This window comes from Endozoicomonas sp. ONNA2, from assembly GCF_024606365.1.
Classification (GTDB): domain Bacteria; phylum Pseudomonadota; class Gammaproteobacteria; order Pseudomonadales; family Endozoicomonadaceae; genus Endozoicomonas.
Window position 1 is genome coordinate 35,158 of sequence record NZ_JAHHPO010000066.1, and the last position, 17,645, is coordinate 52,802.

Genomic DNA, 17,645 nt, shown 5'->3' on the forward strand with positions numbered 1-17,645 from the left:
AGGCCAAAATCCCGCGCGGTATCGTTTATGCCGGAATACCGCACGTTATGCCGGAATACCGCACGACAGTTGATAACTACTAGCTGGTTATCGCTTTATTTGCAATCAACTGGTTCACTACTTCAGGGTCAGCCAGCGTTGATGTGTCGCCGAGGTTTTCGAACTCGTCAGCAGCTATTTTGCGGAGAATCCGCCTCATAATTTTTCCAGACCGTGTTTTGGGAAGTCCCGGGGCCCACTGAATAATATCCGGGGTAGCAATCGGCCCTATTTCTTTTCTGATCCAGTCTATAAGGTGCTTTTTCAAGTCTTCACTGGTGCCTATGCCTCTATTGAGTGTGACATAAGCATAGATGCCCTGGCCCTTGATATGGTGCGGGAAACCAACAACCGCAGCCTCAGCTACCAGCTGATGGGCTACCATTGCTGATTCTATTTCCGCAGTTCCCAAGCGGTGGCCGGAAACATTGATGACATCATCCACTCGGCCGGTGATCCAGTAATAGCCATCTTCGTCCCTTCGAGCGCCGTCACCTGTTGTATACATGCCCTTAAAAGATGAGAAGTAGGTCTGAACAAAGCGTTCATGATCGCCATAGATTGTTCTGGCCTGTCCGGGCCAGCTATCCAGGATGACAAGATTGCCTTCGCCGGGGCCATGGATAAGACGACCCATGTTATCGACCAGGGCTGGCTGTACACCAAAGAATGGCCGTGTTGCAGAACCCGGCTTAAGGTCAGTGGCTCCCGGAAGTGGGGTCAGCATCGCAGCACCTGTTTCGGTCTGCCACCAAGTGTCGACAATAGGGCAACGCTGTTCACCAATGGTTGAGTAGTACCATCTCCAGGCCTCAGGATTAATGGGCTCGCCTACAGAGCCTAACAACCTCAGTGAGTTTCGATGAGTGCCTTTGATCACAGCAGCGCCATCTGCCATTAATGCGCGGATAGCCGTTGGTGCGATATAAAGAATATTCACGCCGTGTTTATCGATGATTTTGCTGATGCGATTGGTTTGTGGATAGTTAGGCAGCCCTTCATGCATCACAATGGTTGCACCATTGATTAAAGGGCCATAGGTCACGTATGAGTGTCCGGTAATCCAGCCAACGTCAGCGTTACACCAGAATACTTCGCCGGGTTGATAGTCAAAGACATATTGATGGGTCATGGAAGCGTACACCAGGTAGCCACCCGTACTGTGCATGATGCCTTTTGGCTTTCCGGTAGAGCCTGAGGTATAGAGGATGAACAGTGGATCCTCGGCATTCATCTCCCTGACTTCGCAGTGTGGTGAAGTGAGTGTCGTTAACTCCTGCCACCAGACATCACGGTGACAATACCAGGCAATATCAGCGCCTGTGTGCTTTAAAACAATGACTCTCTCAATGGAGTGTGTGTCCGGGTGTGTCAGTGCTTCATCGACGTTGTTTTTGAGAGACACTTTGCGCCCGCCTCGAACGCCTTCATCGGCAGTAACGACAATCTTTGCTTTTGAGTCAATAATTCTTCCTGCCAGTGCTTCTGGTGAGAACCCACCAAAGACGACGGAATGAATTGCCCCTATACGGCTGCAGGCCAGCATGGCAACGGTGGCTTCGATGACCATGGGCATATAAATCGCTACAACATCTCCTTTGCGCACACCCTGACTCTTCAAGGCATTGGCAAAGAGGCACACAAGTTCATACAGTTCCCGGTAGGTCACCTTTCTGGCTTCACTTTCAGCATCCGGCTCCCAGATAATGGCCAGCTGGTCACCTCGCTCTTCCAGGTGTCGGTCAAGGCAGTTGTGTGAAGCGTTGGTGGTACCATCATAAAACCAGTTGATATTGACGAAGTGGTCGTCAAAAGAGACTTTTCTAACTTTGGTGAAAGGCTGGAACCAGTCGATGCGTTGACCATGTTCGCGCCAGAAGCCTTCAGGGTTAATTATGGATTGCTGATACATTTCCAGATACTGGTCGTTGTTAACCAGTGTGTTCTCAAGAGCAGCAGGCTTTACTGGATAAACGGCGGTGTCAGACATATCGTTTCCCCTGGTTTATTATATTTTTAGTTCAAATTGATCCTGGGCCATTCTTTTATTTTGCTCAGGTTGAGAAATTGCTCGATAAAACGACTTTGAAAATATTAATTGAAGTGGTGTGAGTTCAGAATTTGTGGAGATTTCTGATAGTAGAATTTGACCTTAACTCCTATCGGAAATATCAGGTTTGGGTTTATATAAATAATAATATTATCACTATTTCGAGCAATATCGAAAGCGTCAGCCTAAGGAGTTAACCAAATGAAATCATATTTTTTGACTAAGTGATCAGTTAGTCTTCGGCGTTGCAACTCCGGTCTAATAGCTACGGCACTGTTGCCTGCGTTGCGCCTTGCATAGTAACTGAGCACTTAGCCAGAAATATACGATTACATTTGGCTAACTACTTAATTACTGACTAATGTGCCATCAGGGCAACCTTCCCCGGCGACCGGTGTATATTTCGCTGGGAGAAAATTTCAGAGTCATCATCCTGAATCGTTATGACATTGAAAAACACCGGGCAGAGACGATTTAGTCTTTGGTTTGATCTTGTACATCCTGACCGGGCAGATCAATTTCCAGTGCTTTGATAGCGATAACCGCCTGAGTCCTGCTTCTTACCCCCAGCTTTTTGAAAATGGCGGTGACATGGGCTTTGATCGTCGCTTCCGAGACATTCAGGTCCCATGCAATCTGCTTATTCAATAGGCCTTCACTGATCATGCCCAGAACCCTGAACTGCTGCGGTGTCAGGGTTGCCAGTCTGGCTTCCATATCGCTGATTTGTTGAGATTGCATAGGTTGGAAGTTATCTGGCCACCAATATTCACCGTCCAGAACTTTAATAATGGCTGCTGTCAGATCATTCAGCGGCGTAGACTTGGGAATGAAGCCCCTGGCTCCGTGGTTTTTGGTTTTCTGTATGATCTGCTGGTCATCAGAAGCTGACACGACAATAACAGGAGCATCCGGATATTGCCCTCTGAGGAATATCAATCCTGAAAATCCATGTGCTCCGGGCATATGTAGATCCAGTAAGATCAGATCCGGTGTGGTACTATTTTCCAGAAGTATTTGCAGTTCAGAAATTGAGCCAGCCTCGCAGACCGTCGGTTCTTTAAGCGCGTGACCAACAGAGGACTTGAGAGCAGTCCGGAATAAAGGGTGGTCATCGGCAATTATAATTGTAAAGTTCATTATCTTGAGCTTGCCCTTATCTGTTTAATCGGTCAATTGAATAAACCCTGTGAACCTTTCAAAGATTCAGGAATTTATTTAAAGTATAAGTAAAATGATGCCAGGTAATGGAACTATTCTCTGTCAAAGCGGTCTTAATATTAGTTATTTATCGAAATATGGGGTTTAAATGTTCGGTTCGGTCAATTTTCCTTTACTGCCAGTTGCTGTAGCTCAGGGTAAATACACCCAAGAGTATATTGATGATTATGAATCAAAGGCTCACGAACTGTTTGAATTAAGAGAGGACAGGAAAAAGAACCCTGGATGGAATACCATCAAGACTGTTGTTGGCTCCTCCCTTGCGGCGGTTTCTCAGATCGGTCAACTGACCGGTAGCATTTTTGGTCATATTGTTTTTGCCCTTCCCTCTGCCCTGGTCGGAGGAATCTTTGGTATCAGTATTTATGCGCCATTTATGAAAGCTGTTGACTATATTTTGGGCAGAGAAAACACCAAGTCGTTCTTCGAATATACCATTACACCGGCAAATATACTCAGCAATTGTATTTATAACCGGGTTACAGACCTTGCCTGCCGATACGTTGTGGGTTTTGGACTCATGGTTGCGGTAGTGGAACCTATAAATATTATCCTGGGCGGACTGGCTGCGGGAGCCATGTTATCACCGTATATTTATGATGACTTTATAAATAATAACGCCGAAAATGTAGAGCATTACATCGATGGTCCGGGAAATTTTTCAGTCAAGCTAAGTGCTCAGCACTACTTATGGCAAAAATTTGATGATTTAGCGGCGGGCATCAATAGAACGCCTTTAACTCTTTATGATCGATTTGCAGTTCAATTGGATGTTAGCCAGATTTCTGTCATGGGCTTAGTGGTTGATGATAAAGAATATTAGTATTTCTCCGTTTTTTTCAGACGCTCACTGACATCCGTTGTAATGTGCCAGATACACTCTCAGCTGAATCTAACATAGCGTAATGAATCTCAGGCATTATCAAGTTGGTCCTTGGGATGGCTCTGAAACCTTCGATTAATGCATTTTGGTGATACCGTACTGAAGTATTTGGGATATTTCAAAAACTGCCCCGAATCTCGCACACGACCGCATGAATGTGTGAGACAGGGCGGCGCCAGATGCTAATCCCGAGTATTTTGCATTTTTGAGGGAGCATCGTACTGGAGTATAAGGTCAACCGAGCACAACTCCCTTCGAGCGGCAAAGGACAAGCGAGAGCGGGAGTACGTTTATGAAATATCTGGCTCAGAGTCTATCAGTGTCATCGGTTTGGAGATTGGCTGATAAGTAAGGTATTGCTTGCCAAAAGCACTCTGTATATATATAAAGTGCTAATCCGAATCTAATTGTAACATGATGCAAAGTAATGCCAGTCTTGAGCAAAAGGTGGTCCAGAGAAAAATCATACATATCGATTTTGACGCCTTCTTTGCCAGTATTGAAATACGTGATAATCCGAGGTTATCAGGGAAGCCCGTTGCTGTCGGGGGGGCTTCTGATCGTAGAGGGGTGATTGCCACTTGTAATTATGAAGCGCGTCGATTTGGCGTACACTCAGCCATGCCTTCAGCGCAGGCAATGAGACTCTGCCCGAACCTGAAAATCATTCCTCCCCGTTTTTCCGTTTATCGCGCAGCGTCTGCAGAAGCTCATGCTATTTTTCGCCAATATACTGATTTAATTGAACCCTTATCCTTGGATGAGGCCTATCTGGATGTTACCGGAACGCATTTTTGTCGAGGCAGCGCCACCTTGATTGCCGAGGAAATCCGACAGAAAATTTTTCAAAAATTGCAGGTTACCGTATCTGCCGGTGTTGCAACTAATAAGTTTCTGGCCAAGATTGCCAGTGACTGGAATAAACCCAATGGCCTTTTTGTAATCACTCCGGCACAGGTGGATGATTTTATTTTCGATCTGCCCGTGGAAAAAATTCATGGGGTAGGGCGGGTTACTGCCGGGAAACTGCACAAAAAAGGGATCAATACCTGTTGGCAATTACGCCAGTATTCTATTCTTGAGTTAAGTCGCTGGTTTGGGAGTTTTGGTGAGCGGTTATGGGAGCTTTCCCGGGGCCGGGATGATCGTGAGGTGCAAACTTGCCGACGCAGGAAATCCCTATCTGTTGAGCATACTTATGACCATGATTTAGTGGGGCTAGAAGATATTACAGCCCAGGTAATCCCTTTGCTTGAAGAACTTCAGGAACGATATAAGCGGATTGAGAGGGAATATGCAGTACATAAGCACTTTGTTAAAGTGAAGTTTGCAGATTTTACCCAGACCACCCTTGAGGAAAGTCTGCCGACAACCGGTGAAACCGTTAAGGAACATTTTACTCAGCTGCTGGTAAGAGCCCGGGAACGGGGAGCCCGTCCGGTCAGGCTGCTCGGATTGGGGGTCAGGCTTGTTGATCTCCGTGGAGAAAGATCGCTTGAGCAGCTCGAGCTTTTTGAAAAGAAAATTATGGGGCTGACGTAACCTCTTGTTTTTTTTCCGCCAGTTGCCCCATCAAATTACTGACAAGACAATAAGCCACGAACCAATAAAAGCCAGAGTGTAGTGTTGCATCAAATTGCACAACCTGTGAAGGGCCGACGTTTCCGGCAGCCTTGGCATTTACCGCCAGAAAGGCGATGAGTACTCCAATGGCAAAAACATCAGCCATGGACCATTTGCTCAATACACTGTTCAGTCCAAGCAGTTTATGGTTTTTCTGCACAACATTAGCCAGCATTAGGCACCCTAGTTTTGTGACAGGTATCACCAGGCTGAAGATGACAATCAGTAATGCCACAAAATGATAGCCACTGTTCCAGAGGTCTCCAGCGGTACCGAGAATGGAACGCTTTCTCTTATAAACAGTGGATGTTCCTTTAACCTCCAGACGATCAAGAAACTGGCTAGCCAGAGCAGCCGTAGCGGGATGAAGGTTCTGCTGCTGAACGATACGCTTTGCCTCATTCAGCATTGCTTGGCGATCAAGATCTGCCTTTATGGTCAGCATGGGTTGGGTAATTCCCGGGATCAACAGGAAAAGTGGGATGATTACCATTAATGGAGTGAGTATTTTTTGTTTGACCACCTTTAGCCTCAATACTTATACCAATTTCACCTTCTGAAATTAGAATCGCTCCATCAATAGGGAGCAGTCCATTCTGGTAGACACAGTGAATTAAAGTTCCGTGCCCATTGAAAAGTGGCACGCCACATTTCACGCCGGTTCAAAATGTTCAACCATCAGCTGTAGGTTGTGCTGGCCACGGAATTCATTGATATCGAGTTTATAGACAGCCTTGATCTGACGAACATTGGGATCAGGCCACACCCGATTGTCAATATTAAAGGCAATGGCATCAAGCCAAAGTTCGCTGCCGGGTATCTTGAGTACCATTTTAAGGTGCTTCTCTCCCACCAGTTTCTGCTGAATGATTTGAAACTGGCCATCAAAGCAGGGCTCAGGAAAACTTTGTCCCCACGGCCCGCCCTCGCGAAGGGTATAGGCGGTTGCCATGGTGACCTGACCGGGCATCAGTTCACCGTCAGTGTGCATTTCTGCCTGAAGGTCTTCAGCGGTCAGTTGTTTTCTGACTTCAAGGTCAAAAGCTCCTTGAAACGCGCTGAATTTTGTTTTTGGTATGGATAGGCCCGCAGCCATGGTGTGCCCGCCAAATTTAATAATAAGCCCCGGGTTATCTCTGGCGATGCTGTCCAGTGCATCACGCATATGCAGTCCCTGAATCGACCTGGCAGACCCTTTCAGTTCTGGCTCTCCCACAGGGTTATCGGCTTCAGCAAAAGCGATTACCGGACGGTTCAGTTTCTCTTTTACCCGGGAAGCCAGAATACCAACCACGCCCTGGTGCCAGCTTTCCTGAAACAAACTGATGCCCCATGGCAGATCTGTTTCCAGGTTGAAGCGGATTTGCTCCAGCTCGGCCATGGCCTGGCTGTGCATACTGCCCTCAATGGCTTTTCGGTCACGGTTAAGACCGTCCAGATCACAGGCTAACTCCCTTGCCCGGTTCATATCGTCACACAGGAGTAGTTCGATGCCAATCGACATATCGTCCAGACGTCCAGCTGCATTGAGTCTTGGGCCCAGGGCAAAGCCGAGGTCTTGGGCGACCAACTTTTCAGCATTTCTACCAGATACCTCAATCAGCGCTGTAATGCCCGGCCGACAACGGCCACTGCGGATGCGGGCAAGCCCCTGGAATACCAGTATGCGGTTATTGCTGTCCAGCTTGACCACATCAGCCACCGTGCCGAGGGCAACAAGGTCCAGAAGCTCGGCCAGGTTGGGCTCTGATTTATCATTAAAATAACCCCGCGACCGCAACAGGGTTCGCAAGGTACACATCAAGTAGAAAATAACGCCTACCCCGGCGGTATTTTTACCGGGAAACGGGCAGTCTGGCTGATTAGGGTTAACAATCGCATCGGCTTCAGGCAGCTCGCGACCAGCCAGATGGTGATCGGTAACCACAACTTTCATACCGCTGTTTTTTGCTGCCAGTACACCGGCAATGCTGGAGATGCCATTATCAACGGTGATTAATACATCCGGTTGCAAGGGCAGGGCGGCTGCAACAATTTCAGGGGTCAGGCCATAACCATAGTCAAAGCGGTTGGGTACCAGAAAATCGGCATGGCCATCCATGCTTCTCAGGGCCAGAACTGCGAGAGCACTGCTGGTGGCGCCATCGCAGTCGAAGTCGCCAACAATTAACATGCGTTGCTGGTTGATAATAGCCTCGGCCAGAATGTCAGCGGCTTTATCGATATCCTTCAGTTGCCGGTAGTCGCTTAATTGTTGCAGCTGACGTGGCAGTTCATCCTGAGTTTTAACGCCCCGTGCACTGTAAATTCTGGCCAGCAGAGGATCCATCTCTGGTGTGAAGCAACAAGTTGAAAGGTCGTAGGAGCGGCGGATTATATTCACGGACATAAACGGAATAACGGACTATGAACACAAAGAGAGTGTCAGATTAACACAGTTTCCGTTAAGCGGGGGCAATAATGTGGGGTATCTGACACTTCCCGCCGTGGCGGGCGAGGGCTCTTCGATGCGCTGCACTGAACCAGACCACCACCCACGGAGTGCTCGCATAAAAACAGGATCCCCAAAGAGTCATCAAGTCCCATGGCCTCCACTGAGTAAACTTCTGGCGAAAAGACCGCTTTACATGGCGTCCCTGGTGGTTGCCACTTGGCTTCTTGTGTCGAAGAGCCTGACGAAGAGGGTGAATTTACCGGGATTGTTTTATTGAGTTTCATTGGTGGTAGTCTCCAGAACACTCCCTGTTCTGGATCGGCAGTATTACAACTGATTGAAGACGAAGTCAGCATGCCGTCGGCTGGCATGATGGTTTTGAAGTTCAGGTGCTTTGAATGAAAGTCCTGATAGACGACAGTTTGTTTTCAATAATATTGTAACGCTCCTCCCGGTCAAACAAATCAGCCATACAAGCTGGCAGTGGTGGTGCTGCCAGGCCCGCCTTGATGATCGCGTCTGGGAATTTTACCGGATGGGCTGTTGCCAGGGTTACCACTGGTGTTTCTCTGGCAAGCTCAACGTCTTCTGTTGCCCGGATACCGGTTGCTGTATGGGGGTCAGCAAGATACCCGGTGTTATTGTACAGGGCACTGATCGTATCGCAGACCTGCTGATCATCAGAACGGCTGCTATCAAACAGTTCCCTGATGGCCTGCCATGGGCCATGATCAACACGAATATTCCCTGTTTCCCGGAAACCGGACATCAACTCTGCCATGGCGTTGCCATCACGGTTATGCATATCAAACAGCAGGCGTTCAAAGTTGCTGGAAACCATAATGTCCATACTGGGCGACAATGTCTGCTGCAGTGCTTCCTTGCGGTAGTCGTTGTGTTGGAAGAATCGGTGGAGAATGTCGTTGTGGTTGGTGGCAACAATCAGCTTTTCTATGGGCAGGCCCATGCCCCGTGCGATATAGCCTGCGAAGATATCACCAAAGTTGCCAGTAGGCACTGAAAAGCTGACAGGCTGATCCGGCGCACCGAGAGCCAGGGCCCCGTGAAAATAATAGACAATCTGGGCCATGATTCTGGCCCAGTTAATGGAGTTAACGGCAACGAGGCGGGTGTTTTCTGGCAGAAAGGACTGGTCGGCGAAACATCTTTTCACCATATCCTGGCAGTCATCAAAATTGCCCTGCAAGGCAAGGTTGTGAACATTGCTGTCCAGTGCAGTGGTCATCTGACGACGCTGAACTTCTGATACACGTTGATAAGGGTGAAGAATGAAAATTTTCAGACGATCGCTATGGCGACAGCCTTCTATAGCAGCAGATCCTGTATCACCGGAAGTTGCACCCAGAACTATGGCCTTTTCATTACGCTCAGTCAGTGTATGGTCCAGAAGGCGACCAAGCAGTTGCAGTGCAAAGTCTTTGAAGGCAAGAGTTGGGCCGTGGAAAAGTTCCATAACCCACTGGTTGGCACCCAGTTGATGAAGTGGTGCGACAGCCTGGTGGCTGAACCCGGCATAACTGTCGTCAATCATCTGCCTGAGTTGGTCATCCGGGATGGTGCCTCCGACAAAAGGCTGGATGATTTCGAAGGCCAGCTGGTGGTAGGGGAGTCCCTTTAGCGACCGTATGGTTTCAGCGCTGAGCTTTGGCAAGGTCTCGGGTATATATAGACCACCATCGTCTGCCAGCCCGGCCAGCAGGACATCCTGAAAATCTTTGGTGTGTCCCTTTCCTCGGGTACTGATGTATTTCACTGTGAATTCCGTATATTTGTTTATTACTGGTTCAGATTACTCTGACAGTACCGTTTACCAGCTATAAAAGGGTGTTGCAAAAGGTATAAAAGCCTTGAACCACAAAGACACAAAGGCACAAAGGATACCTTTCTTGTTAGTTGGTCTTGGGCAAGCCAGAAAGAACTTTGTGTCTTTGTGCCTTTGTGGTTGCCCTTCATTTAAGGCCTTTCGCAACAGCCTGGCGGGTGGGCAGATAGCTTCAGGCCATGATTTCAACACGAATCCGGGTGATGGGGGATTTAATATCCGCCAACGCTTCGAGATCAGAAATAGCTTTGTCCATGGTGCCTTCGAGCGTACGATGGGTGAGGATAACGATATCCGCACAACCATCATCTTCGCGAGTGACTTTTTGGGTAATGGCATCGATATTAATGCCGTGGCTGCTCAGCACCCAGGTGACGGCATTCATTACCCCGGGGTGATCGTCGGCATGGATGCGCAGATAAAAACTGCACAGTGTTTCGGTAATCGGCAGCACCGGGAGGGTGTCGGTCAGGCTTTCTGCTGAGAAGCCCAGGGCATTCACGGCAGCGTCTGGAGCGTCAATGGTTCTGGCAATATCGACGATATCGGCAATGATCGAAGAAGCTGTGGGCTCAGCGCCAGCACCGGGGCCGCTGTACATGGTCTGACCTGGCGCATCCCCCTGAACCACAACAGAGTTCATCACACCATTAATGTTGGCCAGTGGCTGATCGGCAGGAATCAAGGTCGGGTGAACCCGCAGTTCAATGCCATTAACCGCCTTGCGGGCAATACCAAGGTGTTTGATTCTGAAGCCAAGGGAAGCGGCATACTGGATGTCATTGGGCGTTATTTTGCTGATGCCTTCGGTATAGGCTTTGTTGAACTGCAGAGGAATACCAAAAGCGATGGATGCCATGATGGTCAGCTTGTGGCAGGCGTCAATACCTTCAACATCAAACGTTGGATCTGCTTCTGCATAACCCAGCGCCTGTGCTTCTCTGACAACATCGGTAAACGGACGATTATGGTCGCCCATTTCCGTCAGAATATAGTTGCCGGTGCCATTAATAATACCCGCCAGCCAGCTGATGTTGTTCGCCGACAGGCCCTCTCTCAGACACTTGATAATGGGAATGCCACCGGCAACCGCCGCCTCATAAGCGACAATGACATTCTTGTTGCGGGCAGCCTCGAAGATCTCGTTACCATGTTCGGCGATCAGGGCCTTGTTGGCGGTGACAACATGCTTTCCCTGTTCGATGGCTGTCAGAATCAGCTCTTTGGCAACCTCATAGCCACCAATGGTTTCGACCAGAATATCAATGTCAGGGTTGTGAGCGAGGGCAAAAATATCCCGGGTCACGCTAATATTCCGGATGTCGCAGTCAGGATTATCCCTGCGGGCGGCCACCTGCTCAATAATCACAGGACGACTGGCCCGGGCAGTAATAATTCTGGCGTTACGTTGGAGCACATTGAAAGTGCCGCCACCGACAGTGCCAAGTCCACAGATACCTACTTTGACCGGTTTCACACTGTTACCCCACCTTCATTGTTATCATCATTCCCGGTATTACCGGTGGGGATTATATCCTTAAACTGGTTTTTGATGCGATATGGGCTGTGTCATTCACGGGCACCGTTGCGTGATGGGTTAATTGCCTCTTCATAAGCGGGCGGCGCGTGGTCCAGGTGTTCGTAAAGTGGTGGATGGGGAGGGGGAGCCATTGAGTCCAAAGATGCAGGCAAATGAGTATTGTTTGGCAAGGGCTCATTATCAATTACTCCGGAATCCTTGCCTGACGCTGATTCTTCCTGATCAGCCGGGCAATAAGTATTGTGGCTGTCAGAGAAAGTAGCTTTCAAAAAACACAGGGATTCGGCCAGTAGGTAGCCATCATTGGAAAAATAGCGTGATCGCTGTTCCTGGTTTGCACAAGCATACCCTAAAGAGCCAAGACTCAATGCCCCTGTTAACCCACCAGCTACTGCCATTCCTGTGGTGATGCCGGAGCAAGCGCATAACTTGCAGGTCATTGCACAGAATTTGCCCACGCAGTCTGTTTGATTAAGATTGACCAGACAGCAGCAACAGTCTTTGATACAAGTTGTGCAAGTACAGGCAGTGACATTGACCCCTTTGAAAATACCAAAGCCACAGCCCGCAAGTTCCCCGCACAGGTAACCTCCATCACAACAGACTTTCGGGTCGGTCGTTTGTCTGGGGATATTTTGTGTAGTCAGCATTATTCAAAACCTTCTCGCTGATTTATCTCGCTGATTTATGTTTTGACAGAATTTTTTGGCAAAAGTTCATATGACTTTTTTGCGCACAGCAGCGGGAGCAGGTAGCTAAAAATAAATGTAATTTTTTTTTGAACTCTCAACTGTTTCACCTGTCTCGAATCACATGAATAATAACTTTACCATTCAGATTGCATCGAGTAGCCCTTCATTGTCGGGTAATGATTTGTGCTCGGTTGAATCGCCAGGCTCACCTCCGGAAGAAGAGGGTCGGCTCGCTGGAATACTGGTTAAAAATAATCCTGAACCATGTGTCGCACATATCTCTCCTTCTTTTGGTGGATATCAATACAGATCAATCGGTGAGCGGGATATTGTTGAAAACAATAGTATCAGGACCTGGGTGAAATATGGTGAAGAACAACTGATCAAGGCGGTTTCCTCAGGTAATTTCGAAGAGGTCAAACGAGGTTTGGCTGAAGGCATTAGTCCGAATTGCCATGTGAACAATATGTCGATTTTGGCTCTTGCCATTAAGAACGTGAATTTTGACATTGTACGGATATTGCTGAAAAAGGGAGCGAATCCTGCTCTTTTATTATATGATCCGTCGGTACCCGGTTTTGTAGAGAAGGCTTACCAAAATCGACACTACGACGTTGCTCAGAAACTATTGGACAATGGCCAGCCCATTGATAAAGAACGATTGTGGAATTTTTTTCAGTCTATGGTTACCAGGCGTGAAAGTACTGGCATTGAGTTTTGTTTAAAAAATGGAATTGATGTTAACAGGTTATATTGGGATTGCTCTCCTATTGTCAATTTACTATGGAGATCCGTTGCTGTTGTTGAATTCGAAGGATGTTCTTTTGCACGCTCATTGAGAGTCATGGTCAATTATGGGGCAGATATAGAAAACGTAGTATGGAATCGGGAAAAATTTTCTTTATTATCCTGTTATTTTGAGCTAAAAAGTGATTCACGCAATTTTGTGAATAACTACAACTTCTATCAGCTCAGGGAGTTACTGTTGTTAGGGTGTAGAATTTCTGATGAAGTTGTGCAAAAACTAAGAAAAATACGTAATCATTGTGTTCTCGACATGCTTGCTCGTGGTTTAAATGTTCCCGGTGATATTGAGGTGCTACCACTTCAGCTGCTTCAGCGTAAAATATTGAGGGCAATAAAAATAATGAGTAGCTCACCCAGAGGTGGAAGCCTGAAAGATTTATCATCGGGTGTGATTACATGGAATGTATCCCACCATAGAGAACCTGATGAAGCCATTGACAGTCTCCCATTGCCTGCAATTGTTAAAACAAGGCTTAAAGAATTTGGCAGACCCTGAATAGCTGAAAATAAATCTTGGTTTTCAGGAACTATGGAATGTTTGATGAGGCTTAAGTATGAATGGTCATATAAATAATCAGATTTCACCGAATAGTCATTCAGTGTCGGTTAATGATTTATGCTCGGTTGAATTGTCAGGCCCACCCCCGGAAGAAGAGTGCCGACTCGCTGGCATACCGGTTAGAAACAACCTGGAAAGCTGTGTCTCACATTTTCTTCCTTCTCCGGGTGGGTGTGAATACAGATCAGTCGGTGAGCGGGATGTTAAAAATAATAGTTTTAAGACCCGGGTGAAATGTGGTGAAGAACAACTGATCAAGGCTGTTTCCTCAGGTGATTACGAAAAGGTTGTACGATGTTTGGCTGAAGGCGTCAGTCCGAATTGTCAAGCGAACAATATTTCGATTTTGGCTCTTGCTGTAAAGTATCATATGTTTGATATTGTTCATGTCTTGCTGGATAACGGAGCCAGTCCTGATGTATTAGTGCATGATGAGTCGATTCCCTGTTTTTTAGAGAAAGCTTACTTAAATCGTCACTACGATATTGCTCAGAAACTAATAGATAATGGCTGCCCCATTGATAAAGAACTATTGTTTATGTTTTTTGAGTATGTGGTCATACGGCGTTACTTTACGGGCATCGAGTTTTGTTTAAAAAATGGAATTGATGTTAACAGGGAGTTTTTGAATTGTTCTCCTATTGTAAATTTACTATTTTATTCCGTTAATACATTAAGATCGGAAGAATGTTCTTTTGAACACTCATTGAGAGTCATGGCCAAGTATGGGGCAGATTTAGAAAACGTGGTATGGATGGGGAGAAAATATTCTTTATTATCCTGTTATTTAGAGATAAGACGTGGCGCAAACATTTTTTATAAAAATGGTAACTACAATTACCGTTGGCTTAGGGCGCTGCTGTTGATGGGGTGTAGAGTTTCTGATGAAGTTGTGCAGAATGTAAGAAACATTGATGATCGAGGTGTTCTCGACTCCATCGCTCGTCATTTAAATGTTCCCGGTGATATTGTGGTGTTGACACATGAGCTACTTAAGCAAGCAATATTGAGGACCATGGAAGTAATTAGTGGCACAGGGGGCAGAGGTGGAAGCCTGAAAGACTTGTCATTAGGTATAATTGCACGAAATATATCCCACAATAAAAAACCTGGTAAAGCCATTGAAAGTCTCCCGTTGCCTGAAATTCTTAAAAAAAAGCTCAAAGAATATGTCCACCAGGAGGCTGTCCGAGAATAGTGCCCATAACAAGGATTGCAGCAAATTGGTCTAAAAATCGGGTTTTTGTTCGGTAAATAGCTCCGCTTCACTCCTTGGAATCAGAAGTTTTCCCCGTTTTAAAATCATCAGAAATCGTCGTTCAATTCTGCTGGCGTTTGAGCTGTGTTAGCAAACGTCAGACTGACACCTCGCCAGCCAGACTGACACTGAGCTGTACTTTCACTTCTTCACTATTCATGCCCAGAGAGTACAGGTGGTGTAACTTGCAGAACATCGCTTCTGTTGTAGTGTCAAGTCCACCCACAATACCTGCTTTGGCAAGTGCTGATCCTGCGGCATAGCTACCTTGGTGAACCGTACCCCGGTGGCATTGGGTCAGGTTAACAATCAGTTTGCCTGAGGTCGTTGCCCGGACAAAAGTGTCCAGCAGTGCGAGATCAGCATCAGGGCCATTGCCTGTACCATACGTACGCAAGATAAACGCATCCATGGGTTGATTCAGTGCAGACGCCATCCACTGGGCATTAATGCCCGGGAATAGCTGCACAATGCCGACATGGGTCTCACTGTCGCATACCAGCTGAAACGTTTCTGCTTCCTTTGGCTGCCACAGGAGCGTTTCATTGAGTTCCACATGGATGTCTTCCCGGCCAAGCCAGGGGTAGTTGGGGCTGTCAAAGGCATCAAAGAGATAGGCGTTCAGTTTACTGGAGCGGTTGCCACGTAACAGGCGGCCGTTGAAATACAGGCAAACCTCTTTGATTCGCTCATCAGCCGCCATGGTCAGGGCGCCAACCAGATTTTCCAGGCCATCAGTACGGGCTTCACACAGAGGAATCTGCGAGCCGGTAAAAATAACCGGTTTGTGTAAGTTTTGCAGCATAAAAGAGATCATGCTGCAGGAGTAAGCCATGGTATCGGTACCGTGCAAGACAACAAATCCGTCAAACTGTGCATAGCGGCTGGCGATATCACTGGCGATATGCTGCCAGTTATCCGGACGGATATTACTGGAGTCAATCAGCTGAGGGTACTCAAAGAGTTGGAACTCTGGCAGGCTGGCCATCACTTCAGGAGAAAGTTTATCTTCCAGCAGTCCCATCAGATTGCCACCCGGCGCATAGCCGGAATCCGAAGGGCGCATGCCAATGGTTCCACCGGTGTAAGCAACGTAGATTTTTTTGCTCATGAATTTTCCTGATTAAGGCCGCAAAGGGTATCGGCGATGGTCATTGGTTGATGGACTTTGATCCAGTCTACCACTGCACCAGGAGCCTTTACGAAAAAATGAAGGGCAATGCGGTGACATAATTTTTTGGAACTTTTGTTCAAATTTGTGAATTTTCTGGGTGAGAGGGCTGTCCTATTTTGACGAAACAGAAAAAAAGTCTATGTTTTCTTCATAACCAGTCTGATAACTATGGAAGAGGGATTCCGTGAAAATTATTGAGCTTATTGCCAACGTCAAACTGCCAGCTTTACTGCTGGTGGTGCTGTTAATTCCTTTTCTGACGGACTCATGGATAAACTATGACATCAAGTCATTTTTTTTCTCCCTGAGCCTGACCATCAAGTCCCTGTTGGTTTTTGTCTTGCCGTTTATTGTGTTCAGCTTTGTGATTTCATGTCTCGCCAGAATGGGTAAGAATGCCCTGCTGTTTGCCCTATTGCTGATCATGATGGTCTTTGTTTCCAATATCACGGCCATTTTTACCGGCTATACCATTGGCAGTATTATGGTGCCGCTGATATCAATGCCTATCACGCTTGATGCTCTTGATGGCAGTGGTCTGCACACCATGTGGGTGTTTGAATTGCCCCCTCTGTTCACAAACATGAATGCCTTGATTGTGGGCTTCATTGCAGGCATGGTGGTGAATCTGCTGGATATACAACGGCTACGGGAGCTTTCCTGCAAAGCCGGTGATGTTTCCAGCTGGTTCCTGAAACATCTCTTTATTCCGATACTGCCTTTCTTCATCCTCGGATTTGCTTACAAACTCCACGCTGATGGTATCCTGAGCCAGGCTATCTCTGCTTATGGCAGGATATTGCTGTTGGTTATTGTTTCCCAGCTGGCCTACTTGTTTATCTACTTTTTTATGGCTGCAAAGTGTTCATTCCCGGTTTTTATGACCTACGTAGGCAACGTATTTCCTGCATGGTTAACGGGATTAAGCACGGTCTCCAGCGCAGCCACTATGCCGGTTTTAATAGACAGTACCGAAAAAAATATTGGCAACCCGATCATGGCAAGAACCATCGTGCCTGCCACTATCAATATTCATACCATTGGCAGTGCGATCGGTTTGACCATTCTGGCATTGGTGACACTGAATACTTTCAATATGCCAATGCCTGACCTGCAAAGTTTTGCCATCTTTGGCTTTTATTATGCGTTGGCCAAATTTTCCGTAGCGGCTGTGCCGGGGGGCGTCATTCTCGTGGTAGGGCCAATATTGCAGAGTTTGATGGGCTTTTCAGATGAGATGCTCGGCCTGATTACCGCCGTCTATATGATATTTGACCCCTTTGGTACCGCCATGAATGTCAGCGGAAACGGGGCCTTTGCCATTGTATTTTCAAGGCTATGCCAGAGCCTTGGGCTTAACAGTGACAATGATAAGCAGGAGTCTGAAAGTAGTGTGGCTTGACAGGGTCGCTTAGACAGGGTCGCTCAGACAGGGGCACTTGACTGGTTTGCAGTTACAGAGATCATAACCGACCTTCACCACCCCTTGGTAACATTTTGATTTTAAACGATTAAAAATCGT

At 47.1% G+C, this 17,645-nt stretch carries 14 protein-coding genes; 5 read left to right on the forward strand and 9 right to left on the reverse strand.

The annotated features are described in order from the left end of the window. Positions 1 to 79 precede the first annotated feature (79 nt). Both acs and KDK14_RS01130 read right to left on the reverse strand, forming a co-directional pair. Entirely contained in the window at positions 80 to 2,029 is a 1,950-nt protein-coding gene (acs, locus tag KDK14_RS01125; RefSeq protein ID WP_257263174.1) for an acetate--CoA ligase, read from the reverse strand. A 534-nt stretch (positions 2,030 to 2,563) separates the two neighbouring features. Then, positions 2,564 to 3,229: a response regulator transcription factor gene (locus KDK14_RS01130; protein WP_257263175.1), complete on the reverse strand. Its 666-nt coding sequence runs from the start codon at positions 3,227 to 3,229 to the stop codon at positions 2,564 to 2,566. Between the two features lie 169 nt (positions 3,230 to 3,398). On the opposite strand from KDK14_RS01130, the gene KDK14_RS01135 reads away from it, so the two are divergent. Continuing rightward, positions 3,399 to 4,133: a hypothetical protein gene (locus KDK14_RS01135; RefSeq protein WP_257263176.1), complete on the forward strand. Its 735-nt coding sequence runs from the start codon at positions 3,399 to 3,401 to the stop codon at positions 4,131 to 4,133. A gap of 474 nt (positions 4,134 to 4,607) precedes the next feature. Next, the gene (dinB, locus tag KDK14_RS01140) at positions 4,608 to 5,735 is read left to right on the forward strand and encodes a DNA polymerase IV (RefSeq protein ID WP_257263177.1); all 1,128 of its coding nucleotides are present in this window, start codon (positions 4,608 to 4,610) and stop codon (positions 5,733 to 5,735) included. Here dinB and KDK14_RS01145 read toward each other — a convergent pair. The 6 genes from KDK14_RS01145 to KDK14_RS01170 form a co-directional block, all read right to left on the reverse strand. Next, on the reverse strand, positions 5,719 to 6,261 hold the full coding sequence (locus KDK14_RS01145; protein WP_257263178.1) for a paraquat-inducible protein A: 543 nt from the start codon (positions 6,259 to 6,261) through the stop codon (positions 5,719 to 5,721). The genes dinB and KDK14_RS01145 overlap by 17 nt on opposite strands. Before the next feature lie 207 nt (positions 6,262 to 6,468). Then, on the reverse strand, positions 6,469 to 8,205 hold the full coding sequence (gene recJ / locus KDK14_RS01150; RefSeq protein ID WP_257263179.1) for a single-stranded-DNA-specific exonuclease RecJ: 1,737 nt from the start codon (positions 8,203 to 8,205) through the stop codon (positions 6,469 to 6,471). A 35-nt stretch (positions 8,206 to 8,240) separates the two neighbouring features. After that, complete coding sequence (locus KDK14_RS01155) at positions 8,241 to 8,534, reverse strand: hypothetical protein (RefSeq protein WP_257263180.1); 294 nt, start codon at positions 8,532 to 8,534, stop codon at positions 8,241 to 8,243. Between the two features lie 101 nt (positions 8,535 to 8,635). Then, complete coding sequence (thrC, locus tag KDK14_RS01160) at positions 8,636 to 10,024, reverse strand: threonine synthase (RefSeq protein WP_257263181.1); 1,389 nt, start codon at positions 10,022 to 10,024, stop codon at positions 8,636 to 8,638. Between the two features lie 241 nt (positions 10,025 to 10,265). Beyond that, positions 10,266 to 11,570, reverse strand: a complete 1,305-nt coding sequence (locus KDK14_RS01165) for a homoserine dehydrogenase (protein ID WP_257263182.1) — start codon at positions 11,568 to 11,570, stop codon at positions 10,266 to 10,268. 92 nt (positions 11,571 to 11,662) lie between these two features. Beyond that, positions 11,663 to 12,283: a hypothetical protein gene (locus KDK14_RS01170; protein ID WP_257263183.1), complete on the reverse strand. Its 621-nt coding sequence runs from the start codon at positions 12,281 to 12,283 to the stop codon at positions 11,663 to 11,665. 163 nt (positions 12,284 to 12,446) lie between these two features. On the opposite strand from KDK14_RS01170, the gene KDK14_RS01175 reads away from it, so the two are divergent. Both KDK14_RS01175 and KDK14_RS01180 read left to right on the forward strand, forming a co-directional pair. Then, positions 12,447 to 13,628 carry an ankyrin repeat domain-containing protein gene (locus KDK14_RS01175; RefSeq protein ID WP_257263184.1) on the forward strand — a complete coding sequence of 394 codons (1,182 nt, stop codon included), beginning with the start codon at positions 12,447 to 12,449 and terminating at the stop codon, positions 13,626 to 13,628. Between the two features lie 58 nt (positions 13,629 to 13,686). Next, on the forward strand, positions 13,687 to 14,889 hold the full coding sequence (locus KDK14_RS01180) for an ankyrin repeat domain-containing protein (protein WP_257263185.1): 1,203 nt from the start codon (positions 13,687 to 13,689) through the stop codon (positions 14,887 to 14,889). Between the two features lie 157 nt (positions 14,890 to 15,046). Here KDK14_RS01180 and ansA read toward each other — a convergent pair whose 3' ends face one another. Continuing rightward, positions 15,047 to 16,060, reverse strand: a complete 1,014-nt coding sequence (ansA, locus tag KDK14_RS01185; protein ID WP_257263186.1) for an asparaginase — start codon at positions 16,058 to 16,060, stop codon at positions 15,047 to 15,049. 247 nt (positions 16,061 to 16,307) lie between these two features. On the opposite strand from ansA, the gene KDK14_RS01190 reads away from it, so the two are divergent. Further along, positions 16,308 to 17,525, forward strand: coding sequence for a dicarboxylate/amino acid:cation symporter (locus KDK14_RS01190; protein ID WP_257263187.1), 1,218 nt, complete (start codon positions 16,308 to 16,310; stop codon positions 17,523 to 17,525). Positions 17,526 to 17,645: the final 120 nt, after the last annotated feature.

Bases quoted from the DNA above. Each gene is read 5' to 3' on its own strand.
- acs (WP_257263174.1), bottom strand. From the start codon at position 2,029: ATGTCTGACACCGCCGTTTATCCAGTAAAGCCTGCTGCTCTTGAGAAC.
- KDK14_RS01130 (WP_257263175.1), bottom strand. From the start codon at position 3,229: ATGAACTTTACAATTATAATTGCCGATGACCACCCTTTATTCCGGACT.
- KDK14_RS01135 (WP_257263176.1), top strand. From the start codon at position 3,399: ATGTTCGGTTCGGTCAATTTTCCTTTACTGCCAGTTGCTGTAGCTCAG.
- dinB (WP_257263177.1), top strand. From the start codon at position 4,608: ATGATGCAAAGTAATGCCAGTCTTGAGCAAAAGGTGGTCCAGAGAAAA.
- KDK14_RS01145 (WP_257263178.1), bottom strand. From the start codon at position 6,261: ATGCTGACCATAAAGGCAGATCTTGATCGCCAAGCAATGCTGAATGAG.
- recJ (WP_257263179.1), bottom strand. From the start codon at position 8,205: ATGTCCGTGAATATAATCCGCCGCTCCTACGACCTTTCAACTTGTTGC.
- KDK14_RS01155 (WP_257263180.1), bottom strand. From the start codon at position 8,534: ATGAAACTCAATAAAACAATCCCGGTAAATTCACCCTCTTCGTCAGGC.
- KDK14_RS01170 (WP_257263183.1), bottom strand. From the start codon at position 12,283: ATGCTGACTACACAAAATATCCCCAGACAAACGACCGACCCGAAAGTC.
- KDK14_RS01175 (WP_257263184.1), top strand. From the start codon at position 12,447: ATGAATAATAACTTTACCATTCAGATTGCATCGAGTAGCCCTTCATTG.
- KDK14_RS01180 (WP_257263185.1), top strand. From the start codon at position 13,687: ATGAATGGTCATATAAATAATCAGATTTCACCGAATAGTCATTCAGTG.
- ansA (WP_257263186.1), bottom strand. From the start codon at position 16,060: ATGAGCAAAAAAATCTACGTTGCTTACACCGGTGGAACCATTGGCATG.